This window comes from Peribacillus sp. V2I11, assembly GCF_030817135.1.
GTDB classification, from domain to species: Bacteria; Bacillota; Bacilli; order Bacillales; family DSM-1321; genus Peribacillus; species Peribacillus simplex.
Window position 1 is genome coordinate 681,025 of sequence record NZ_JAUSYW010000001.1, and the last position, 23,878, is coordinate 704,902.

Sequence of the window (23,878 nt, forward strand, 5' to 3'; positions counted from 1 at the left end):
CACCTCTATTTTCATGCTGAAATCCAAGCCGTATCAGCCGGATTTTCCCGCCATTTTTTTAGCTTTTCCAATTCTTCTGCTGTGATGTACCCTTTTTCATTGGCGACTTTTATCAAAGTCGAGTAGTCACTCAGCGAATGGTTAATAATGCCCTCAGCATCGAATTTTTCTTTTCCCTTTTCCAATTCGTAAGTAAAGATCGAAACGACTCCTAGAACATCACAGCCAGCTTGTTTCAGCGCGTTAACAGCAGTAATCACACTTCCGCCGGTGGAAATCAAGTCTTCCACAACCACCACTTTTTGTCCTGGAACTGCGCGGCCTTCGATTTGATTGCCCTTTCCGTGCTCCTTGGCCTTGGATCGAACATAGCACATCGGTGCATTTAATTTTTCACTCACCCAAGCTGCATGCGGAATGCCGGCAGTTGCTGTGCCTGCAATCAGTTCAGCCTCAGGGAAATGCTGTTCAATCAATCCTTTCAATCCTTCCGCTATTTCATTGCGAACCTCTGGGTATGAAAGGGTTAAGCGGTTGTCACAATAAATGGGTGATTGAATTCCAGATGCCCAAGTAAAGGGGTCATTCGGCTGTAGGTATACTGCTTTTATTTCCAATAGATGTTCTGCTATCTTATTATTTAACATGATATTCCCTCCCAAGCTGCTTTCATATCCAAATAAGCCCTTAATGGATCTGCCGCCCCCGTTATGGCTCTCCCTACAACGATGGCATCCGCTCCAAAATCCCTAGCCTGTTCAGGCGTGGCTATTCTCTTTTGATCATGCGTCTGTCCACCTGCACTTCGGATTCCAGGTGTGACCGTTAAGAATCCATGACCGATGCGTTCATGTATGTTCTTTACTTCATGGGTGGAACAGACGACGCCATCCAATCCTGCCTGTTGAGTAAGTTTTGCATAATGGAGGACCGAATCCTCCAGAGATCCGGCAATGTTTTGCTCAACATTCATTTGTTCTTGTGACGTGCTCGTCAGTTGGGTAACCGCTATGCATAATGGACGTTTTTTACCGGCGGACGTTCCCTTATCCAGACCTTCCATGGCCGCTTCCATCATCTTTTGTCCACCAGCCGCATGTACATTGACCATGTCAGCACCTAAAGTGGCCAATCCTGTCATGGCCATTTTGACCGTATTCGGAATATCATGAAGCTTCAAGTCCAAAAACACATCGTGGCCTTGCTCTTTTACGAAAGAAATTATTGATGGTCCATTCTGATAAAATAATTCCATCCCCACTTTTACAGCGAGTTTTTCCGATTGGAACTGTTTTAGGAATTCTTCTGTTTGAATGAGGTCAGGGAAATCAAGAGCGATGATTAGTGACTGTTTCATTCTGCTTCCAGCTCCTTCCGGTACATTCTGAAATATGGTCAAATCCCAGCTCATCCAACAATTTCGGTAATTCCTCGATGATGGTCGGACATACAAAGGGATCCACGAAGTTTGCGGTTCCCACCGCAACAGCACTTGCACCCGCATAGAAAAATTCAATGACGTCTTCCGCTGTAGCGATGCCGCCCATTCCGATTATTGGAATCGACACTTGCTGGCTTACCTCATAAATCATCCGGAGCGCAACAGGTTTTATTGCAGGACCAGATAACCCACCCGTTCTGTTAGAAAGGATCGGTTTGCCAGTTTTTAAATCCAGCCGCATGCCGACTAATGTATTTATCATTGTCAACCCGTCGGCGCCGCCTTCTTCTACAGCTTTGGCCATTTCCACAATATTACTGACATTCGGTGAAAGCTTCACATATACAGGGACGGAAGATACTTCCTTGACCGCCCTGGTTACCTCTTTGGCAACTTCCGGAACCGTACCGAAAGCTATGCCTCCCTCTTTTACATTCGGACAAGAGATATTCAATTCAAGTGCTTTGACATTCCCCGCCTTACTTATATCACGGGCAACTTTTACATAGTCAGCTATTTGCGAACCCGCCACGTTGGCGATGATGGGAACATCATATCCACCTAGCCAGGCCAGTTCTTCACTGATGACCTTTTCTAAACCTGGATTCTGCAGGCCGATGGCGTTGAGCATTCCCGAAGAGGTTTCCGCAACACGCGGAGTCGGGTTACCGAACCTCGGCTCAGGAGTGGTCGCTTTGATCATGATCGCCCCAAGAATATCCAAGTCGAAAAATTGACTGTATTCACGGCCGAATCCAAAGCATCCAGATGCTGGCATGACCGGGTTTTTCAAATGTAATCCTGGTAATTCAACTGAAAGCCTGCTCATAATACCACCTCTCCTGCCCGGAATACGGGTCCATCGCTGCATACCTTTTTATAACTGAAACCAGTTGGATCATCCCCTGTATGACACACGCAGGCAAAGCATGCACCGATGCCGCACCCCATCCTTTCCTCAAGGGACAGGTAAAGCTTTTTCTCACGATAGCCCGCTTCCAACGCTCTTAACATTGGTGTAGGCCCGCATGAAAAGATCGTTGCAAACTCTTGCTCCAGGTTGTCTATTACAGTCGTAACAAATCCTTTTGTCCCATATGAACCATCCACCGTGGCAATATGGGTATCACCCAATTCACTGAATTCTTTTTCGTAAAAGATGGCTGACTTGGTCTGGAAGCCCAATACATGGATTACCTTAACACCTTTCGCAACCAACATCCGTGATAATTGATACAGGGGCGGGACCCCAATCCCGCCACCAACCAATAATGCCGTTTCGCCCTTTTTGGCCTCATGAACGGGAAATCCGTTGCCAAGGGGTCCAAGGATATCGACCGCTTCCGCCTCTTTACGCTGTGATAACAGCGTCGTTCCTTTACCTTCAGCCCGGTATATCATCGTGAACTGTTTATCACTGTTGTTGTAAGAAGAAATTGAAATCGGGCGTCTTAACAATGGCTCAGTGCCATCTGTTGTCTTGACTTGGACAAACTGGCCTGGCTGATTCATCTCTGAAACCAATTCACCTTGCAAGGTAAGTTCAAAAATGGATGGGGCCAGTTCCTTATGATTTAACACCTTCATTCTTTCCTTCTTGATCATATATAGCTCACCTCACGACTTTTTTCCGTTTTTCCCATTGCTTCTGCCGAGAAGGTCATGGATTCTATCACTCTTAAAATGGCTTCTGCCGTATCAAGTGATGTTAGGCATGTCACTCCATTTTCAACCGATTCACGTCGGATTCTGAAACCATCTCGTTCCGGCTGCTTTCCTTTGGTCAAAGTATTTATGACAAATTGTGCTTCCCCGTTCCGGATAACATCCAGCAGGTTTGTACCTTCTTCGCCAATTTTGCCGACAATCGCAGTCGGGATGCCGGATTGCTCCAATAGGGCAGCAGTACCGCTGGTGGCTATCAGCTTGAAACCGATATTATGGAAACGTCTTGCTAAAAGCAGCGCTTCTTGCTTATCTTTATCAGATATCGTCAATAACACCGAACCATGCCCCTCAATTTTGAAACCGGAAGCGACCAGCCCTTTGTATAAAGCCTTTTCAAGGGTGCTATCTTTCCCCATTACTTCACCAGTCGATTTCATTTCAGGTCCGAGTGAGATGTCCACACCTCTTAATTTTGCAAAAGAGAAGACCGGCACTTTCACATAGACCCCAGTTTGTTCTGGCACTAACCCCGATTTGTAACCTTGGCTTTCAAGTGTGTGGCCCAAGATGACCTTCGTGGCTAAGTTAGCCATCGGCACGTTCGTAATTTTACTTAAGAATGGAACGGTTCGGCTTGAACGTGGATTTACTTCAATCACATACACTTCTTCATTGCTGATGACATATTGAATGTTCAAGAGACCAATTATATTCAAACCTTTTGCCAATCGGGTCGTATAATCGATGATTACTTCTTTTTGTTTTTCCGTTAAATTTTGAGGCGGGTAGACTGCAATCGAATCACCTGAATGGACGCCGGCACGTTCGATATGCTCCATGATTCCAGGGATAACGACCGTTTCGCCATCGGAAATTCCATCGACTTCGATTTCCTTACCCGTTAAGTAGCGGTCTATCAGGACAGGATGATCCGGATTTATTTTCACGGCATTTTTCATGTAATGCAGCAATTCTTCTTGTTTATAGACGATTTCCATCGCTCTTCCTCCGAGAACATACGATGGCCTAACTAAAACCGGGTAACCAATATCTTCAGCGATGACGATCGCTTCATCAACCGATGTCGCGGTTTTACCCTTTGGCTGCGGAATGCCTAAATCCTTAAGTGCTCTTTCGAATTTATTGCGATTTTCCGCCCTATCCAGGTCTTCAAGTGAAGTACCAAGGATCTTCACTCCTCTTTCAACAAGACCATCAGCAAGGTTGATTGCTGTCTGTCCGCCAAACTGGACGATGACCCCTTCCGGTTTTTCCAAATCGATGACATGCATGACATCTTCAATAGTCAATGGTTCGAAATAAAGTTTGTCGGAGATACTGAAATCCGTCGAAACCGTTTCGGGATTGTTGTTGATGATGATCGCTTCATATCCAGCTTCTTTAATGGCCCATACCGAATGTACGGTCGCATAATCAAACTCTACTCCTTGCCCGATCCTAATTGGGCCTGATCCCAGAACTATGACACTTTTCTTGTCAGTAACGATGGATTCATTCTCATCTTCGTATGTCCCATAAAAATACGGTGTTTCCGATTCGAATTCCGCAGCACATGTATCAACCATTTTGTAAACAGGGATGATTCCTTGCTGTTTCCGGTACTCATAGACGTCAATTTCTGGAACTCCCCATATTTCTGCAATCGTTTTGTCAGAAAATCCTAGTTCTTTAGCCTTTTGCAGTACTTCACAGTCAAAAGAATGTTCTTTAAGCTGCTTTTCAAAGTCGATGATCTTTTTCAACTTATGCAAGAAGAATAAATCAATCTGGCTCCATTCGTGTATTGTTTCGATCGTTATTCCCCTTCTTAATGCTTCACCGATATAGAATAACCGTTCATCTCCCGCTTTTCGGATCCGTTTCTCTATTTTCCCATCTTCAAACTCGTCATTCAAATTAAGATGGTATAAACCCGCTTCAAGGGAACGGACAGCTTTTAAGATGGATTCCTCGAATGTTCGTCCGATTGCCATGACTTCTCCGGTCGCCTTCATTTGGGTCCCGAGCCTACGGTTGGCGCTTTCGAACTTATCAAATGGCCAGCGCGGAATTTTCGTAACGACATAGTCCAGTGCCGGTTCAAAGCTGGCATAGGTTTTGCCAGTGACAGGGTTCATCATTTCATCGAGCGTCAAACCAACGGCTATCTTTGCTGCAAGCTTTGCAATTGGATATCCTGTCGCTTTTGAAGCAAGTGCAGAAGAACGGCTGACCCTTGGGTTCACTTCAATGACATAATATTGATAGCTGTTTGGATCCAGCGCCAGCTGAACATTACATCCACCTTCAATCTTCAAGGCACGGATAATCTTCAAAGACGTATTTCGAAGCATTTGGTACTCTCTGTCACTTAATGTTTGGCTTGGTGCGGCAACAATTGAATCTCCTGTATGGACACCGACAGGATCGAAGTTTTCCATATTACAAACGACTATCGCATTATCATTCGAATCACGCATCACTTCATATTCCACTTCTTTGAAACCGGCAATGCTCTTCTCAAGCAGACATTGGTGTACCGGGCTGCTTTTCAGGCCACCCTCAACAATCTCGATCAGCTGCTCTTCGTTATCACAAATCCCACCGCCTGTTCCGCCAAGCGTGAAGGCAGGACGAACAATGACTGGGTAGCCGACTCGTTCAACGAATGTATAAGCTTCTTGCAAGTTATGAATAATGTCGCTATCAGGTACTGGTTCCCCTAGATCGTTCATTAGCGTACGGAAAAGGTCACGGTCTTCCGCTTGTTGGATAGCTGAAAGTTTGGTCCCAAGAATTTGGACATTGCACTCTTCCAGGATTCCTGATTCGGCAAGCTCGACGGCCATGTTCAAGCCAGTCTGTCCGCCCAAGGTAGGTAACAGGGCATCAGGGCGCTCTTTACGAATGATTTTGCTGACAAATTCCAATGTGATCGGTTCGATATAAACCGCGTCAGCCATTTCAGTGTCTGTCATGATTGTAGCAGGGTTAGAGTTAATCAGGATCACTCGATAGCCTTCTTCTTTTAAGGCTATACACGCTTGGGTTCCTGCATAATCGAACTCGGCGGCCTGTCCGATGACGATCGGACCGGAACCAATTACTAGGATGCTTTTTATATCAGTGCGTTTTGGCATGTTTCTTCCCCCTTGTTGGTTGCAGCTTCAATCATTTGTAAGAATTCATTGAATAAGTAGTTGGCATCTTCCGGCCCTGGTGATGCTTCCGGGTGATATTGTACGGTGAAAGCCGGATACTTTTTATGGCGCAGACCTTCAATCGTATCATCATTCAATGCTGTATGTGTCACAATAAGATCTGTATTTTCAATGGAAAGCTCTTCTACTGTATATCCATGATTTTGAGATGTGATGGATACCTTTCCGGTACGAAGATCCCTAACCGGATGATTAGAACCTCGATGGCCGAATTTCAATTTTTCCGTATCCGCCCCGTTTGCAAGTGCGAATAATTGATGTCCTAAACAGATCCCGAATAATGGCACTTGAGTTTGGATTGTACGGATCATTTCAAGCGTCTCATGAACACTTTTCGGATCTCCAGGACCATTCGAAAGCATCACGCCATCCGGATGATATTGCATCACTTCTTCGGCCGTGACGTTATAAGGCACAACCACGACATCACAGCCGCGTTTCGTCAACTCACGTAAAATCCCATGCTTCATGCCATAGTCTACAAGAACTACCCGCGGGCCTCTGCCCGGGCTGGAATAAGGTGCTTTTGTTGAAACCTGTTTAACTTGATTAGAAGGGATCACCGTTGCTTTCAACTGGGAAACCACTTCTTTTGCATCTTTATTGATATTGCAGAGCGCCCCTTTAAGTGCACCTGATTTCCTGATGATTCTTGTCAGCTTTCTCGTATCGATTCCGCTTATTCCAGGTATGTTCTTCATTTTCAGATATTCATCAAGTGATAATTGGTTCCGCCAGTTGGAAGGAAGTTCTGCTGTTTCCTTCACGACGAATCCTGATATCGCTGGATTGATGGATTCAAAGTCATCCCGGTTTATCCCGTAGTTCCCGATTAATGGATACGTAAGTGTAACGATTTGACCGCAATAGGATGGATCGGATAGAATCTCCTGGTACCCCGTCATTCCTGTGTTAAAAACGACTTCACCTATTTTTTCTACGTCCCCTCCGAATGCTTCCCCAAGGAATACTGTCCCGTCTTCTAAAATTAGCTGTCTTTTCATCCTTGAACACGTCCTTTTTCCCAAGCTATTTTTCCTTCCGCAATCGTCATGACTGGCCAGCCATAACATTTCTTTTCATCAAAAGGTGTATTTTTTCCTTTTGAAGCAAACTCTTCAGTATTAATTTCTTTTTCCGTTTCCAAATCGATGAGCACGATATCCGCAGCAGCACCTTCCTTTAGCTCTCCATAAGGAAGGGAGAAACTTTCAGATGGTTTGATTGTCATGAAATCGATCAATTGCTTTAATGTTATGACGCCTTTTTTAACCAATTCGGTGTAAAGCAGCGGGAAGGCCGTTTCCAATCCCACTATTCCGAAAGGAGCCAGCTGCATTCCCTGCGCTTTCTCCTCAGCGGCATGCGGGGCATGGTCTGTTGCTATAAAATCAATGGTTCCGTCAAGCAGTCCTTCTATTAACGCATCCCGATCTTCACGGCCCCTTAATGGCGGGTTCATTTTATAATTCGTATCAAGTCCCGGTATATCATCTTCACACAATAATAAGTGATGCGGTGTAACTTCGGCTGTGACGCGGATACCGGCGCGTTTGGCATCCCTTACCGTCCTTACCGATTCCTTCGTGGATATATGGCAAACGTGATAATGGCAGTCCGCAGCTTCAGCAAGGAGGATATCCCGGGCAATATGTACAGCTTCACATACGGACGGAATTCCATTTATCCCCTGTTCTTTTGAAAATCTTCCTTCATGGACGGAGCCTTTATTGATTAAGCTGTTGTCTTCACAATGGGCAACAATGGCCATATCTTGAGCGGCTGCCCGTTTCATCGCTTCCAGCATCATCCCCGCTTCTTGAATTCCTACGCCATCGTCCGTAAAGGCGAAAGCACCTGTTTGTTTTAACGAAGTAAAATCGGTCAACTCCTTGCCTGCCTCCCTAATCGTTATGGATGCATATGGAAGTACCCTGACATGAGCCGTTTCTTCAATTTTCCTGTTAAGCGCCTCAAGGTTCTCCACTGTATCAGGAACTGGCCTTGTATTAGGCATCGCCGCTACCGTTGTGAAACCGCCTCTTGCCGCTGCAAGCGTTCCACTTGCTATTGTTTCTTTATGTTCACCGCCCGGTTCGCGTAAATGGACATGTAGATCAACAAAACCTGAGGTAATAAGTAACCCTTCAGCGTCAACAACTTTACAATTTTCCGTTGCCAAGTTCTCGCCGATTTTTGTGATGACCTTGCCTTCTATTTCAATGTCCGCTTTTTTGAATGAGTTTTTATTATCTAGCAATACTCCATTTTTGATTACTGTTTTCATGAATGTTTCCCCCTTCGGATTGTTCAAGCACATTTTTTAATACGGCCATTCTAATGAACACGCCATTCTCCATTTGTTTGAAAATTCTTGAGCGGCTGCATTCGACTAAATCACTGTCTATTTCAACACCGCGGTTTATTGGTGCAGGATGCATGATGATCGCATCCGGTTTCATATTTTTTTCACGTTGTTTGGTCAGGCCGAAACTTTCCAGATAATCTCCATTTTCCTGATCGTATTTTTCAATATGCCTTTCATGCTGTATTCTGAGCAGCATGACCACATCCGATGTAGCAACCGCATGATCGATGTCTTCATACCTTCCTAAACTGCTTGTTCTGTCAAACCATTCAGGCGGACCCGAAAATACGACATTCGCTCCTAAACGAGTTAATGCTTCTGCATTCGATTTTGCAACCCGACTATGCCTCACATCACCGATTATCGCAATCTTCAGCCCATTGAAACTTTTAAATTCTTGTTTTATCGTCAATAAGTCCAGTAAGGATTGGGTTGGGTGATTTCCACAGCCATCCCCTGCATTGATTATTGGAATCCCGATCTTCTCATTCAATTCGTCAAAATAATTATCCTGTTCATGACGGATGATCAAGGCATTTACACCTATTGCTTCTAACGTTTTAACAGTGTCATATAAGGTTTCGCCTTTTAACACGGATGATGTACCCGCATCAAAAGGAATGACCTCAAGTCCCAATTTTCTTTCAGCCATTTCAAAGCTTGATTTTGTACGTGTACTTGGTTCAAAGAAAAGGTTGGCAACTGTGGTCTGCTGTTTTGGATTCCAGCTAGATCCGTTGGCAAAACACTCTGCCTCATGTAAAATTCTTTCAATTTCAGTTAAAGACAATTCATTCATGGTCAATAATTTTTTCATCGATCCTGCTCCTTTCACATTTGTGATGCGGGGCATAAAAAACGCCCCGCCATTAAGGACAGGGTGTAGGTCATAAAGATTGTGAGGACATGGGGTTTACTCTTTATCCCGTTCTCATTCATCTTTACAGCAACACCCTTTTAAGCCTCTCTGGACTTCTTTTAAAAGGTGATTTATTGTTTTGATGCAGTATCTTATTTTTCAAATATATCTCCGGATATTTTTTCCCGGTCCGGAAGAATCAAGTTAAGAAGGATTCCGACGATGGCTGAAAGTGCCATTCCGGAAAGCGATACCGTTTCCGATAGTTGTACGAACGCTCCTCCGATTCCTAATACCAGGATGACTGAAGCTATCATCAGGTTTCTTTTCTTGTCAAAATCGACCTTATTATCAATCAGCATCCTCAAACCACTTGATGCGATGATGCCGAAGAGCAAGATGGAAATGCCGCCCATCACAGCTGTAGGTATCGAGCTGATGACTGCTGAAATCTTGCCGTTAAAGCCAAAGATGATTGCAGTCAATGCTGCCCCTCCGATGATATACACACTGTACGCCTTAGTCATAGTCAGGACCCCAATATTTTCGCCATATGAAGTCAGCGGCGGCCCACCGATGAAGGAACCAATCATGATTCCTGCTCCATCTCCTAAAATCGAACGATGCAAACCTGGCTTTTCCAAAAAGTTTCTGCCGACTACTTTGCTCAGTACCATCTGGTGTCCGATATGTTCTGATAAAGTTACGATGGCGACCGGTACCATGATGGCAATTACTTCCCATGAGAAGGACGGTTTATAGGTTACATATGGAAACATGAATTCAGGCATTTCCCACCATTGTGCCGACTTGATCGGTTCATAATCTATTATTCCTGCAACAGCCGAACAGCCGTAGCCCACTATGATTCCCATTAAAATGGGGATCAAGTTAATGAATCCCTTAAAGAACACGTTACAGATGATGGTTACCGCTAAAGTGATCAGTGCAATTACTATATATGTTACGCTGTATTTATCTTGTGGATCATACATGGCCATGTCCACGGCCGTTCCGGCAAGGCTTAATCCGATTACGATAATCACCGGACCCACCACAACCGGAGGAAGTATATTCATTAACCAGCGCAATCCGACTTTTTGGATAATCAAAGCTACTATCCCATATATGAACCCTGCTGCAAAACAGCCGATCATGGCCGCTTCCGGACCTCCTAAGGCCTTTGCCGCGATGATTGGCGTAATGAAAGCGAAAGATGAACCGAGATAAGCTGGTATCTGACCTTTGGTTATCAATAAGTATGAAAGTGTGCCCAATCCGCTTGAAACCAGTGCTACCGCCGGGCTTAATCCTACCAAGAAAGGAACCAGCACCGTTGCACCGAACATGGCGAACAAATGCTGGATGCTTAACGTAATCCACTGGCCAGCCTTTGGCACGTCCTCGACATCCAGTACTATGTCCCTTTTTGTTTCTTCCATATCGTATCCCCCTCATGAAAATTCCATCAAAACTGCAAAAACCCTCTTTGCGGTATACAAAGAGGGTTTCTCAGAAGGCGAATTCCTATGCATAGGCACAGCCCTCCCGATTGACTCCCCTTTGCCAGCCTCTCTGGACTGTCTTTAAAAGGGTAATATGAAATTTTCATGTTGTTTAGTTTTCTAATATAGTAACTTGATCCACTTCATCAACTTCTGTTAAAGTAACCGTAATTTTTTCAGATTGGGAAGTCGGAACGTTTTTACCGACGAAATCCGCACGAATCGGCAATTCCCTATGTCCCCTATCTACTAATACGGCAAGCTGGATCTGCGAAGGTCTTCCTAAATCCACCAGAGCATCCATTGCCGCTCTAACGGTTCTGCCTGTGAAAAGAACATCATCCACTAAAATCACTTTCTTGTCAGTGATATTAACCGGAATATCTGAGCCTTTTACGATGGGTTCCCCATCATTGGTCTTTTTCGAAAGGTCATCGCGATAAAGTGTAATATCCAGTTCACCCAGTTCTATTTCCTTGCCTTCTATTTGATTGATGCGCTTTGCAAGTCGGTCAGCGAGGAAAATCCCGCGTGTACGTATCCCGATTAAGACGCAATCCTCAATCCCCTTATTTTTCTCAATAATTTCATGGGCAATTCTCGTCAAGGCTCTGCTAATGGCCTGCTCATCAAGTACTATGGCTTTCTCATTCAACACGTCGGCCACCCCGATTCCATTTTTCTGATAGGTCAATTTCAACAAAAAATCCTCATGCCAAGAAGGCATGAGGATTTTTTCGCCATGGGCAGAATTATCCCACTTTGCGTATCCGTTTCCTTCTCAGTCTCTCTGAACTGTGTTAAAGGTTCTTATTAAGTTGATATTATAATATATCAGAAAAACGAATTTGTCAATCCTTACTTCTACGCAATTGATTAATTAGATTTTCAAACTCTTCCGGAATCGGAGCTTCGAATTCCATATACTCATTTGTACGTGGATGAATGAAACCTAGAAGACCGGCGTGCAACGCTTGTCCATCTAATTTCAGGGTCTTTTTCGGACCATATTTCGGATCTCCCGCTAGTGGGAAGCCAATGTATTTCATGTGAACACGGATTTGATGTGTCCTTCCTGTTTCAAGCTGGCATTCCACCAAAGTGAAAGCCTTGAAGCGTTCGATGACACGGAAATGCGTGACAGCATTTTTGGAATTCGAATCTGTGACAGTCATGCTTTGGCGATCTTTTTTATCTCGGCCGATCGGTGCATCGATCGTTCCGAAGTCATGAGGGATCACACCATGTACTACAGCTTGATACTTACGGGTAACCGTTTTGTCAACAAGCTGCTGTACCAGTTTTTCATGTGCCATATCATTTTTGGCAACCATCAATAGACCTGATGTGTCTTTGTCGATCCGATGGACGATTCCAGGCCGCATGACACCGTTGATTCCAGAAAGATCCTTGCAGTGAGCCATCAATCCATTTACAAGCGTGCCAGATACATGTCCCGGTGCCGGATGGACGACCATACCGCTCGGTTTATTAACCACGAGTACATCTGCATCTTCATAATAGATATCCAAATCCATTTCCTCTGCTACCGCATCCAATTCCTCAAGATCAGGAATCGTCACTTCGATTGTATCGCCAGGAATAGCTTTGTAATTCGTCTTTATCGCCGTGCCATTTACCAAAACATGATCATCCTTAATCCATTGCTGGACCTGAGTACGCGACCATTCCTCATTCAAAGTGGAAAGAGCCTTATCAATCCTAACTCCTTTTAGTGTTTCATCGATGCTGTATAACCTTTTATCCATTATCTTTCTCCTTAGCGTTTTTTTCTTCTAAAAACATATGAATCACGAGCAGTCCGACACCAATTGAAAGCGCAGCATCAGCAACATTAAATACCGGGAAACTGTAGCTGAAAATATAGGTATGAACGAAATCCACTACTTCCTGACGAGAAACACGATCGATGAAATTACCAATTGCACCGCCTAGCATGAGAGCAAGTGCAACTCCAAGCAAAATGCTTTCCTTCGCCATTTTCTGAATATAATAGACAAGTCCAATAATGACAGCGATGGTGATGATGTAGAAAAACCACATTTGACCTTGTAGAATTCCCCATGCTGCCCCACGATTACGATGCGAGGTGATATATAGAAGGTTTTCAATAATTTCAATGCTTTCTCCGTACTCCATTTTTTTCACAATCATCCATTTTGTCAGCTGATCGAGAGCTATGACCAAAAGGGCAATCAAATAATAAAACACATTTTTTCCCCCAAACTAATCAAATCTTCACTTTTGAATTGTAGCATAAACTAGAAATAATGACTAATCCGAAAAACAGAAGTTGCTAACTGTATCTGAAGAATATAAGGAAGATTCAATAAAGGCAAAATTCCAGATTTCAGCTTTCATTCCCACAAAAAAGCCGGCCCTTCATAAAGGGACCGGCTTTTTTGTGGGATTTATTGATTCACGTAATGCTCTTTCACGACTGTAGCGCAACGCGGGCAAAGTGTTGGATGTTCTTCCACTTGACCTACTTCCTTCGAAACATTCCAGCAACGTTCACACGTTTCACCTTCTGCTTTTGTAACAAGGATCGCTATATCCTCAAGTTTAACCGCTTCTGCTGGGGCACTTGCCACATCGCCAGCGATTTCGAAATCGGATACGATGAACAGCTGTTCAAAGCTTTCCTTGATGCCATCAAGCAGATTCTTCGTTTCTTCATTAACAAATACCATCACTTTAGCGTTCAGTGATTTTCCGATGACCTTCTGGTTACGGGCTTCTTCTAATGCTTTCAGAACATTATCACGGACTTCCATGAACGCCGTCCATTTTTCTTCAATGATCTCAGCATCATCAATGGAAATTTCTTCAGGCATCAATGTCAACTGTACACTTTCTTCCGTTACACCCGGAATGAACGCCCATACTTCATCAGCTGTATGAGAGAGGATCGGTGACACCAATTTCGTTAAGCTGACCAATGATTCGTAAAGGACCGTTTGGATGGCCAAACGCTCTTTACCATTTGGTGCTTCACAATAAAGAATGTCTTTTGCATAATCAAGGTAGAACGAACTTAAATCCTGTGTACAGAAATTATTGACCATATTATAAATTGTAGCAAACTCATAATTTTCATAACTTAGCTTCGACTGTTTGATCAGTTTATTCAATTTAACTAGCATGTATCGATCGACTTCAGGCAATTCCTGGACTGCCACTTTATCGGTTTTTGGATTGAATCCATCCAAGTTCCCTAGCAGGAAGCGGAATGTATTACGGATTTTACGGTAAACTTCCGAAACTTGTTTTAAAATAGGATCGGAAACCCTGACATCCGATTGGTAATCCACCGAAGCTACCCAAAGGCGTAAGATATCTGCACCAAGTTGGTTCATGACCTTCGATGGCAGTACAACGTTTCCAATCGACTTACTCATTTTACGGCCTTCGCCATCCAATGCGAACCCGTGGCTAAGCACACCTTTATATGGTGCTTTGCCTGTAACCGCAACACTTGTTGAAAGTGATGAGTTAAACCAGCCGCGATATTGATCGGACCCTTCTAAATAAAGGTCAGCAGGGCGTTGCAAGTCGTCTCTTTCTTCAAGTACCGCTTGATGAGAAGAACCGGAATCGAACCATACGTCCATGATATCCGTTTCTTTCGTGAAGATACCATTCGGGCTGCCTTCATGTGTAAAGCCTTCAGGCAGAAGATTTTTCGCTTCACGCTCAAACCAGATGTTTGAACCGTGTTCGCGGAATAGGTTTGAAATATGGTTGATGGTTTCATCCGTAATGATCGGCTCGCCATTTTCTGCATAAAACACTGGAATTGGCACGCCCCAAGCGCGTTGGCGGGAAATACACCAATCCCCGCGGTCACGGACCATATTGAATAGGCGGGTTTCGCCCCAAGCCGGTACCCATTTGGTTTCTTCAATCGCTTCCAGAAGTTCACTGCGGAAGTCTTTGATTGACGCGAACCATTGTGCTGTTGCACGGAAGATCGTTGGCTTCTTCGTCCGCCAGTCATGTGGGTAAGAGTGCGTAATGAACGTCAATTTCAATAACGCGCCTGCTTCAGTTAATTTTTCGGTAATCGGTTTATTCGCTTGATCATAAAATAATCCGGCAAATTCCCCTGCCTCTTCCGTCATGACTCCTTTTTCATCTACAGGACAAAGTACGTCCAAGCCATATTTTTGCCCAATGATAAAGTCATCTTCACCATGGCCAGGAGCAGTATGAACACATCCCGTTCCAGCTTCAGTCGTTACGTGCTCACCTAACATCACTAAAGATTCGCGATCATAAAGAGGATGTTTGGCAACAGCACGGTCCAACTCGCTTCCTTTTACTGATTTCAGGATAGACGGGTTTTCCCAGCCTAATGTTTCCGTAACCGATTCCAGCAGTGCCTCAGCAAGTAAGAATTTTTCATTTTCGACAGCCACTACTACATAATTTAATTGTGGATGCAATGAGATACCAAGATTAGCCGGAATCGTCCATGGAGTTGTCGTCCAGATGATGATTTTGACGCCTTCATCGATTACACCTTTGCCATCTGTGACTTCAAAAGCAACATAGATCGACGCAGAGCGTTTATCTTGATATTCAATTTCAGCTTCGGCTAGTGCTGATTCACTTGATGGGGACCAGTATACAGGTTTTTTCCCTTTATAAATGTAGCCTTTTTTCGCCATTTCACCGAATACCTTGATTTGCTGTGCTTCATATTCAGGCTTTAATGTAATATAAGGATTTTCCCAATCACCACGGACCCCTATTCTCTTAAACTGCTCACGTTGATTGTTAATCTGACCATAAGCATACTCTTCACAAAGCTTTCTGAATTCGGCAACGCTCATTTCTTTCCGTTTCACGCCTTTTTTCGTCAATGCCGTTTCGATTGGAAGCCCATGTGTATCCCAGCCAGGTACATACGGTGCTTGAAAACCGCTCATCGATTTAAATCGGACAATGAAATCCTTTAAAACCTTATTCATTGCATGGCCCATATGGATATCGCCGTTGGCATATGGAGGTCCATCATGCAAAATGAATAAAGGACGTCCTTCCGTTTGTTCTTGCACTTTTTTATAGATGTTCATTTCTTTCCATTTTTCTTGGATCTCCGGTTCACGTTTAGGCAAATTCCCCCGCATTGGAAATTCAGTTTTAGGCATCAATAAGGTATCTTTGTATTCCATCATAAAATCCTCCATCCGTCTTTTAAAAAAATTCATTCGAACCGATGACTTGATATCCGGCCAAAATAAAAAGCCCTCTCATCCCTAAAAAAGGGACGAGAAAGCTTCGCTTCCCGCGGTACCACCCTGGCTAGAAAGATTCACAAAGTGAATCCAACCTCTCGAGCATTCGTAACGTGAATGAAACGCTTCATTTACTTACTGCAAAAGCAGGTTCAACTCAGAACTCAAGGGTGATCTTCAATGTCTTCGCTTATTCCGGGCTTTCACCATCCCCGGTTCGCTAAAAATAAGTGTGTGAAGAATTTACTTTCCCTGTCATCGTCTAATTTCATAATGAATAGTATTGTTAAAAAATTATATGCGAAAAAAGTGTTCAAAGTCAAGGAATCGTTTAAATTTCCTCTTCCACTCTCTCATTTAATTCTATTTCAGTTGCATCCACTTCATAATCCAGAAGATGATCCCAATCGTCATTGTCCAGCAAATCCAGCTGTGCACCTACAAGCATTTTGAAACGCGTCCGGAATACTTTGGATTGCTTTTTCAAATCTTCAATATCCATCGCTATTTTCCTTGCTTTCACAAGTGACTCATTGACAATCCTGTCAGCATTTTTCTCTGCTTCCTTTATGATCAGTTTCGCTTCTTTTTGGGCATTGCGCCTTAATTCTTCGGCTGCTTCTTGAGCGACAATAATCGACTTGTTAAGTGTACCCTCAATTGTCGTAAAATGTCCCAAACGATCAAAAGTCTCGTTCAGTTTATCTTCAAGTTCTTTCTTCTCCCTCAAAATCAGTTCATAATCTTTAATGACCTGGTCGAGAAATTCATTTACTTCATCTTCATCATACCCTCGAAATACTTTGTTAAATTCCTTGTTATGTATATCTATCGGGGTTAAGGGCATTACGGCACCTCCAGAACGGTTTCTACTCTAGTATGTTAAAACTCTATATTCGACAATAAATTCATAAATCCTGCTTTTAATTGTATTATTTTTGTCTGCCTAACGAGATTCTCCACTTATCCTTCTTGGTTTTCCCATCGATTGAAGCTATTTTACATCTGCCAAAACTTCTGATGGAAAGTGTATCACCTTCACGGCATTCTTCCGAGACGTTTTCCGTTTGCTTGAAATTCACCTTTACTTTTCCTGACGTAATCAAGGACTGGGTTTTTTGACGGGACATATTCAGGACGGACGATAGCACACTGTCAAGCCTTAGAGAACTGACGGTGGTTACTTGCTCTTCCCATTTTTCCTTAACTTGGACGATATTCTCGATTGGAAGCCGTTTGATGGAAACGGAAGCATTACCTATTTTCTCCAGATTTCCTGTGAGATATGAATCCATCTCTTCGGCAGCTATAAATTGAATATGCTCCTCCGTCACTATTATATCACCAAATTTTTCACGTTTTACCCCTAGTGACATCAAGGTTCCAAGTATTTGCCTATGTTCAAGCGTTACAAATTTTTTTGGATAGGAGATATCGTATAAGGAGATATTGAAATCAGATGGTTCAGGAGAGTAATAATCAGGGTAAATGAGCACACGTTTTCGCTCTACGAAATCGCTCCCGCCATTGAATTGCAGTTTCACTTCCGGATCATTACCTATTAGGGAAGTAAGGATTTCCTGCTGACGCGGATCAAGAAAATCAGATAGTTTCGGAGCGTAGGAATTTTTAACCTGATCAATCCAATTCATAGCCTGGTCAATAAAATCTTTTTCCTCCGGCCTGAAATGCTGATAAATACTCATGATTGAATAAATGCTCCTTAGTTATCAAATTAATGGTCGATCATAAGGAATTGATTAAACGGTTCTGCGTTGCAACTACACAGCGGAGAGTGTTCCGACTGTGTAGTAAGATGCATGTCAGGTTGATTGTTGATTATCCTAATAATGTCTGTAAGTAATGGATTCCATAACCGCTGGCAAAATTAAGTACCAGCAAGGCCACAAGAGGTGAAAGATCAATCATGCCAAGTGGCGGAATGAACTTTCTGAACGGTTCTAAATACGGTTCGCAAATTTTTTCCAGAAATTGACCAATCGCTGTCTCCCTTGCATTGGGGAACCATGACATCAATATGTAACCGATTAATGCCATTGAATAAATTTCAATTAAATAATATAAACCCTGAAGCACTAAACCCATTAACCATTACCACCTCGCTTCTTCGTACTCCTCTTCGGCGGCGAAGCCGGTAATATTACCGGAAACATCGACGTTGTCCGGGGTACATAAGAATATATCTGTTCCGATTTTTTGGATATCCCCGCTGATTGCATAGACAGTCCCACTTAGAAAATCGATGATTCGCTTTCCTTGGTCATGCTGGATCCGTTGAAGGTTCACGACTACAGCGCGCCTGTTTTTTAAATGGTCAGCTACCTCCTGGGCTTCTGCATAAGCACGAGGCTCCAATAATACTACTTTAGAAGATTTCTGTACGCTTTGCAAACTTACGATATTCTGATTGGTATTATTCCCTGCAGAAGCGGACTGCTGCTGTTTAGCTGACTTCACGACTTTTGGTTCAGCCTCCTCTTCTTCCATCACTTCATCCTTGTACTCATACTCATCATCCAGCGCGAAATAAGATTTAAATTTTGATACGAACGACATCTATAGCGTACCTCCTTAAAATTATTCGCCTACAAGTGCTGTACCAATCCTGATCATTGTAGCGCCTTCCTCAATGGCAATCATGAAATCATTGGACATGCCCATGGACAATTCAGTGCAGGGGGCGTGCTTCAACTCTAAACTTTGTATTTGAATCTGGATGCCTTTCAGTTTCCGGAAGCATTCCCGCAAAACCTGCTCATCATCGGTCAATGGAGCCATCGTCATCAATCCTGCAACATTCACCTTATCAAAATCAGATAACCCTTTTATGAAATCCATTGTCGCCTCAGGATTCAGACCATGTTTGGATTCCTCACCAGAAACATTCACCTGTACTAAACAGTTTATCGGCTCATTTGCGCGTTTTTGAATTTCTTCTGCCAAAGAAATGCGATCCAGTGAATGGATATACGAAATTTTATCGATGACATTCTTTACTTTGCGTGTTTGCATGGAACCGATATAATGCCAATTGGGCTTGTCCTTCAGCACTTCATATTTATTCAAAAGCCCTTCGTCACGGTTTTCACCCAAATCAAGTATTCCCGCTTCCAATGCTTCATTCGCTCTCTCGACCGAAACATATTTCGTCACTGCTATCAACTTTATCGCTGCACGGTCCCTTCCACTATTTTCACATGCTATATTTATTTTTTCTTCGATGTTCTTTAAATTGTCCACTACTTTCACTGTTACTCTAAATCCTCCTTCCAACCGATAAAGCTCATCAATCTACCTGTCTTCCCGTTATCACGGCGATGTGAAAAAAACAATTCATGATCACAGCTTGTACAGTATGATGTAACGTCGATCTGACTTTTTGGAATTCCTGATTTTTGAAGAATCAATGCATTAAGTTGCTTAAGGTCTAACTCATATTGTCCTTCACTGATTAAATTATAGGGCTTTTCGTCAATATCTACCAGCAAATTCTGCACTAAATCCATGACATAATCATCAACTACATAGCACTTCGAACAAATAGACGGTCCAATAACAGCATATATCTCACTTGCTTTTATACCCTCACTCTGCCATGCCTCAACCATTTTTCGTGCAATTCCATTAACGGTACCCTTCCAGCCAGCATGTGCCACCCCAATCATACCATGTGCCGGAGCAAGAAAGTATAAGGGCACGCAGTCTGCATAGCAAAGGGTCAATAGAACGTTTTGGTCCTTCGTATAGAATCCGTCAGTCGCTTTAAAGGCTGAATCATAATCCGTTGCACCTCTCTCGCCATCGCGGCTGGTAACTTGATGGATTTTCGTTTCATGAGTCTGCTCGGCGCCTATCCATCCATTTAGCGGAAACATCAGCTTATCGGCTAAAATCCTGCGGTTTCCCTGGACATCTTCAAGCTTATCCCCAACATGAAAACCCGTATTCAATGTTTGAAAATCACCTGTACTGACTCCCCCATTTTTTGTGGTGAAGCCAGCTACGAGCTGGAGATTTTGTTGTCTCCAGCTGTCAATGAGCATATATTGGTCTTTTATTAAAACAAATGGCTCTCTCATGCTATAAACCTCTTTATTTTTAGTCTAGTGTATCATATATTTGCGCCATGCACCTTTAAAACCGTTCATCTTTCAGTTCTTCTTGAAATACCGTCTGATGTTCAACAAGAATGACATCTGCACCGATTTTTTTTATTTTCCGCCATGGAATCACAATATCCTGTTCCCTGCCAAAAAAACCCATCAATCTGGTTCCATTTGAAACGATGATGGCCTCTATTTTCCCCGTGGCCGTATTGATTTCAAGATCTGACATATTACCTAATTTCTTACCATCCGCTATATTGACGATATCCTTAATTTGAAAGTCGGAAATCCTGGTCACATCACTCAGCTCCTCAAAATTTCATCATAGATGAAGGTCCTATTCCTATGTATATGACATGATGCGCTCAAGGATGAAGAATACGATAAATAAACGTCCACTCGATTCACGACTTACCTACCGGAAGGGCATTTCAACAAAATAAAAAAGCCGCTATGGAAAAGTAGCTGTCAGCGGGTATCGACATTTTTGCCCTACCCGCTTTAGCTAACTTTCTCTCATGCTCAGCTTCTACTGTTGGATATTTTTATTCATTTGCTTGATTGCCGCTTTTTCCAATCGGGAGACCTGTGCTTGTGAAATGCCGATTTCCTCGGCTACCTCCATTTGCGTCTTCCCTTGGAAAAACCGTTTGCGAAGGATCATTTTTTCCCGGTCATTCAACCGTCTCATGCCTTCATTTATAGCTATTTCATCAATCCAGGTACTATCTTTATTTTTTTCATCACTCAGTTGGTCGAGTACATAAATCGGATCCCCGCCATCATTATAAATCGGTTCAAAAAGTGAAACTGGATCTTGTATAGCATCTAGTGCAAAAACAATTTCTTCATGAGGTACTTCCAACACCTTGGCGATTTCTTCAGCTGTTGGCTCACGAAGGGTCTGGCTTATGAGCTTTTCTTTTACCTGCAGAGCTTTGTAAGCGATGTCTCTTAAAGAACGGGATACCCGAATCGGATTATTATCACGAAGATATCTTCTGATTTCTCCAATAATCATCGGTACAGCATACGTTGAAAACTTAACATTTTGACCTAGGTCAAAGTTATCTATCGACTTCATCAACCCTATACAGCCTACCTGAAATAGATCATCTACATACTCTCCTCGATTGTTGAAGCGTTGAATGACGCTAAGAACGAGTCGAAGATTCCCGTTTACCAGTTTCTCTCTTGCTGAAATATCGCCATCTTGCAGTTCTTTAAAGAGTTTTCTCATTTCTTCATTCTTTAAAACCGGTAATTTTGATGTATCCACACCGCAGATTTCAACCTTATTACGAGACAAAATTATTCCCTCCTCACAGGAGCGCTGTACAAAAAACAGTATTTCCGCGGGAGGAAAAAATATGCACATGGCTAGAACAGAAAATCTTCATTATTTTTCATTATAGCTACCAAAGTATTGATTTGATTGACATTTAAGCACTTTATTTTTTTACACCATTTTATTAAATTCTTTTCGAAGCCTCTTAATAATCCTTTTTTCCAAACGTGAAATGTAAGATTGGGAAATCCCCAGCATGTCGGCAACGTCCTTTTGGGTTTTTTCTTCTCCGCCTGCAAGTCCAAAACGGAGTTCCATTATCTGTTTTTCACGTTCGGATAGCTGCGTAAGTGCTTTTGTCAGCAGCTTACGGTCAACGTTTGCCTCAAGGTCTTTCGTGATAATGTCATCGTCCGTTCCAAGTACATCGGATAACAGGAGTTCATTTCCATCCCAATCAATATTCAGGGGTTCATCAAAAGAAACTTCAGAGCGGATTTTGTTATTTCTGCGTAAATACATTAATATTTCATTCTCGATGCATCTTGAAGCATATGTAGCCAGTTTTATTTTCTTCTCAGGATTGAATGTATTCACAGCTTTGATCAAACCTATGGTACCGATGCTGATTAAATCCTCAATATTGATGCCAGTATTTTCGAATTTCCTGGCAATATAAACCACAAGCCTTAAATTACGTTCAATCAAGATCGAGCGTGCAGCTTCATCGCCATTGGGTAATTTATTGATCAGTATTGCCTCTTCTTCCTTTGAAAGGGGCGGCGGCAGTGCCTCACTCCCTCCTATATAAAATATTTCGTCCGTTTTCAATCCGAGCTTGAACAATAGTTTGTACCAGAAATAAGTGAGCCGAAGAATGAATTTCTTCAAAATAATTCTCCCTTCTAATAAACGGATTATGGGTCAAATTTAAGAGTGAAGCGATGGTTCAGGAGGCATTTTGCACCGGTATCCCGGTTAACATTTTCGGATGAACGATAGATTGATAGCTATTGTCGGGAGAGAGTTGCTGAAAGGTAAACGAAACGAGACCCTGCTTGACATGATATTCATTTTCTCCTTGAACGATTTTAATGTAATCCGGTTTGATTGCGGTTAACAGCTGATGTTCATGACCCACGACTTTATAAGGGATGACACGCATTCTTCCTGTCCATGAATATTCGGGCTGTACTTCCTGACTAATCAAGTTATCAGGGTTTTTAAAGAGCTCTAGCATATCGTTCGGAATTCCTGTTTCCCCGCCTGAAAGAGAGATGATCATTACTGGGGAACGTGTAATCGGGTCATATAATTGATTGCCGCTATCCACCAATCCATGAAACGTTCCTTCAAAGTCAGAAATTTTAACCGAGACCGAAACCATTTGTTCATGTGTAAGCTTGGTCATCTCCACCCCTTCAAGTGTTCGCTTGGAAAATTGCCATGCGAGCGGGAACCCGATCATTACGAATATCCAGCTGACAGGGTCGCCAAAACGATTGATTCCTGCATATTGGCCAGGGTCCTTGGACACGATTTGGAATTCAAATAGGTAGTGAAGTCCCAAAAGGATTCCTCCCGATAAAAACGTCACAAAATATAAAGTGCCAACCGATTTCATGAAAAGTTTTAACCTACTAAACCCAAAGGTTGCCAGCACCATGACCAGGGATACTAAAATCTTCATGAACACTCGGTCGGCAATTGCATAAAAAGGAGTGAATGCCAACTACGATAATGAAGGAACCAATCAGCCCGCCGATGCATACCCGCCAAAGAGCTACCCTTCGTTTGAGAATGATTGCGGTCCAATATAAAAGGAGGCAGTCAAATAACCAATTCAACAACCAGATCACATCTAAATATAAAGTCAAACACCCTCCCCTCCTTTTATGAACTAACCTTCCACTAGCAAAAAGTATAGCGTACCTGCACTTAGAAAGTGTGTCACTTTTTGTACTGAAAACTTAAGAGTTTTTCAGTCATTTTTACCCTTTTTGTAGAAAAACAGCTATTGATATTTTCAATACTTTCTTAGAGACTATCCTGCTCCCTTTTACTGCTGTCGATTTATGTTATAAAAGTTTAATAATTTATTGCTCTCTACATCTTTTTGCATTATGAATGGAAGTGA

General features: G+C 42.8%; 24 protein-coding genes. All 24 read right to left on the reverse strand.

The features are described 5' to 3' along the window. Positions 1–11: 11 nt before the first annotated feature. A complete protein-coding gene (gene pyrE / locus QFZ73_RS03220) occupies positions 12–647 on the reverse strand; it encodes an orotate phosphoribosyltransferase (RefSeq protein ID WP_251427808.1) in 636 nt (211 codons plus the stop codon). Next, entirely contained in the window at positions 641–1,357 is a 717-nt protein-coding gene (pyrF, locus tag QFZ73_RS03225) for an orotidine-5'-phosphate decarboxylase (RefSeq protein ID WP_251427805.1), read from the reverse strand. The genes pyrE and pyrF overlap by 7 nt, the downstream gene beginning before the upstream one ends. Beyond that, positions 1,329–2,270 (reverse strand): dihydroorotate dehydrogenase, encoded by a 942-nt coding sequence (locus QFZ73_RS03230; protein WP_307262887.1) that lies wholly within the window; start codon positions 2,268–2,270, stop codon positions 1,329–1,331. Before QFZ73_RS03230 ends, pyrF begins: the two co-directional genes overlap by 29 nt. After that, complete coding sequence (locus QFZ73_RS03235) at positions 2,267–3,046, reverse strand: dihydroorotate dehydrogenase electron transfer subunit (protein ID WP_251427800.1); 780 nt, start codon at positions 3,044–3,046, stop codon at positions 2,267–2,269. The genes QFZ73_RS03230 and QFZ73_RS03235 overlap by 4 nt, the downstream gene beginning before the upstream one ends. Then, positions 3,043–6,249 (reverse strand): carbamoyl-phosphate synthase large subunit, encoded by a 3,207-nt coding sequence (gene carB, locus QFZ73_RS03240; RefSeq protein ID WP_251427797.1) that lies wholly within the window; start codon positions 6,247–6,249, stop codon positions 3,043–3,045. The genes QFZ73_RS03235 and carB overlap by 4 nt, the downstream gene beginning before the upstream one ends. Continuing rightward, positions 6,228–7,334, reverse strand: a complete 1,107-nt coding sequence (locus tag QFZ73_RS03245; protein ID WP_307262893.1) for a carbamoyl phosphate synthase small subunit — start codon at positions 7,332–7,334, stop codon at positions 6,228–6,230. Before QFZ73_RS03245 ends, carB begins: the two co-directional genes overlap by 22 nt. After that, positions 7,331–8,617: a dihydroorotase gene (locus QFZ73_RS03250; protein ID WP_307262896.1), complete on the reverse strand. Its 1,287-nt coding sequence runs from the start codon at positions 8,615–8,617 to the stop codon at positions 7,331–7,333. Before QFZ73_RS03250 ends, QFZ73_RS03245 begins: the two co-directional genes overlap by 4 nt. Then, complete coding sequence (locus QFZ73_RS03255) at positions 8,580–9,515, reverse strand: aspartate carbamoyltransferase catalytic subunit (protein ID WP_251427788.1); 936 nt, start codon at positions 9,513–9,515, stop codon at positions 8,580–8,582. Before QFZ73_RS03255 ends, QFZ73_RS03250 begins: the two co-directional genes overlap by 38 nt. A 194-nt stretch (positions 9,516–9,709) precedes the next feature. Continuing rightward, positions 9,710–10,999 carry a solute carrier family 23 protein gene (locus QFZ73_RS03260; protein ID WP_307262899.1) on the reverse strand — a complete coding sequence of 430 codons (1,290 nt, stop codon included), beginning with the start codon at positions 10,997–10,999 and terminating at the stop codon, positions 9,710–9,712. 175 nt (positions 11,000–11,174) lie between these two features. Beyond that, positions 11,175–11,717 carry a bifunctional pyr operon transcriptional regulator/uracil phosphoribosyltransferase PyrR gene (gene pyrR / locus QFZ73_RS03265; protein ID WP_192203975.1) on the reverse strand — a complete coding sequence of 181 codons (543 nt, stop codon included), beginning with the start codon at positions 11,715–11,717 and terminating at the stop codon, positions 11,175–11,177. A gap of 196 nt (positions 11,718–11,913) precedes the next feature. Continuing rightward, positions 11,914–12,831 (reverse strand): RluA family pseudouridine synthase, encoded by a 918-nt coding sequence (locus QFZ73_RS03270; RefSeq protein ID WP_307262902.1) that lies wholly within the window; start codon positions 12,829–12,831, stop codon positions 11,914–11,916. Continuing rightward, positions 12,824–13,294, reverse strand: coding sequence for a signal peptidase II (lspA, locus tag QFZ73_RS03275; protein WP_251427780.1), 471 nt, complete (start codon positions 13,292–13,294; stop codon positions 12,824–12,826). Before lspA ends, QFZ73_RS03270 begins: the two co-directional genes overlap by 8 nt. A gap of 200 nt (positions 13,295–13,494) precedes the next feature. After that, positions 13,495–16,263 carry an isoleucine--tRNA ligase gene (gene ileS / locus QFZ73_RS03280; protein WP_307262907.1) on the reverse strand — a complete coding sequence of 923 codons (2,769 nt, stop codon included), beginning with the start codon at positions 16,261–16,263 and terminating at the stop codon, positions 13,495–13,497. A 394-nt stretch (positions 16,264–16,657) separates the two neighbouring features. After that, a complete protein-coding gene (locus QFZ73_RS03285) occupies positions 16,658–17,173 on the reverse strand; it encodes a DivIVA domain-containing protein (protein ID WP_034313857.1) in 516 nt (171 codons plus the stop codon). Between the two features lie 85 nt (positions 17,174–17,258). After that, the gene (locus tag QFZ73_RS03290) at positions 17,259–18,032 is read right to left on the reverse strand and encodes a YlmH family RNA-binding protein (protein ID WP_307262911.1); all 774 of its coding nucleotides are present in this window, start codon (positions 18,030–18,032) and stop codon (positions 17,259–17,261) included. A gap of 133 nt (positions 18,033–18,165) precedes the next feature. Next, positions 18,166–18,432, reverse strand: a complete 267-nt coding sequence (locus tag QFZ73_RS03295) for a YggT family protein (RefSeq protein WP_251427771.1) — start codon at positions 18,430–18,432, stop codon at positions 18,166–18,168. 6 nt (positions 18,433–18,438) lie between these two features. Continuing rightward, the gene (locus tag QFZ73_RS03300) at positions 18,439–18,903 is read right to left on the reverse strand and encodes a cell division protein SepF (RefSeq protein WP_063231922.1); all 465 of its coding nucleotides are present in this window, start codon (positions 18,901–18,903) and stop codon (positions 18,439–18,441) included. A gap of 21 nt (positions 18,904–18,924) precedes the next feature. After that, positions 18,925–19,596 (reverse strand): YggS family pyridoxal phosphate-dependent enzyme, encoded by a 672-nt coding sequence (locus tag QFZ73_RS03305; protein ID WP_307262918.1) that lies wholly within the window; start codon positions 19,594–19,596, stop codon positions 18,925–18,927. 2 nt (positions 19,597–19,598) lie between these two features. Continuing rightward, the gene (gene pgeF / locus QFZ73_RS03310; protein ID WP_307262921.1) at positions 19,599–20,426 is read right to left on the reverse strand and encodes a peptidoglycan editing factor PgeF; all 828 of its coding nucleotides are present in this window, start codon (positions 20,424–20,426) and stop codon (positions 19,599–19,601) included. A gap of 55 nt (positions 20,427–20,481) precedes the next feature. Continuing rightward, a complete protein-coding gene (locus QFZ73_RS03315) occupies positions 20,482–20,751 on the reverse strand; it encodes a YlmC/YmxH family sporulation protein (RefSeq protein ID WP_251427762.1) in 270 nt (89 codons plus the stop codon). A gap of 231 nt (positions 20,752–20,982) precedes the next feature. Further along, positions 20,983–21,762: an RNA polymerase sporulation sigma factor SigG gene (sigG, locus tag QFZ73_RS03320; protein ID WP_034313871.1), complete on the reverse strand. Its 780-nt coding sequence runs from the start codon at positions 21,760–21,762 to the stop codon at positions 20,983–20,985. 150 nt (positions 21,763–21,912) lie between these two features. Beyond that, the gene (gene sigE / locus QFZ73_RS03325; RefSeq protein ID WP_034313874.1) at positions 21,913–22,632 is read right to left on the reverse strand and encodes an RNA polymerase sporulation sigma factor SigE; all 720 of its coding nucleotides are present in this window, start codon (positions 22,630–22,632) and stop codon (positions 21,913–21,915) included. A gap of 58 nt (positions 22,633–22,690) precedes the next feature. Continuing rightward, positions 22,691–23,431: a sigma-E processing peptidase SpoIIGA gene (locus tag QFZ73_RS03330; RefSeq protein ID WP_307262927.1), complete on the reverse strand. Its 741-nt coding sequence runs from the start codon at positions 23,429–23,431 to the stop codon at positions 22,691–22,693. Beyond that, positions 23,382–23,618, reverse strand: a complete 237-nt coding sequence (locus tag QFZ73_RS03335; RefSeq protein ID WP_307262930.1) for a sigma-E processing peptidase SpoIIGA — start codon at positions 23,616–23,618, stop codon at positions 23,382–23,384. Before QFZ73_RS03335 ends, QFZ73_RS03330 begins: the two co-directional genes overlap by 50 nt. Positions 23,619–23,878 lie beyond the last annotated feature (260 nt).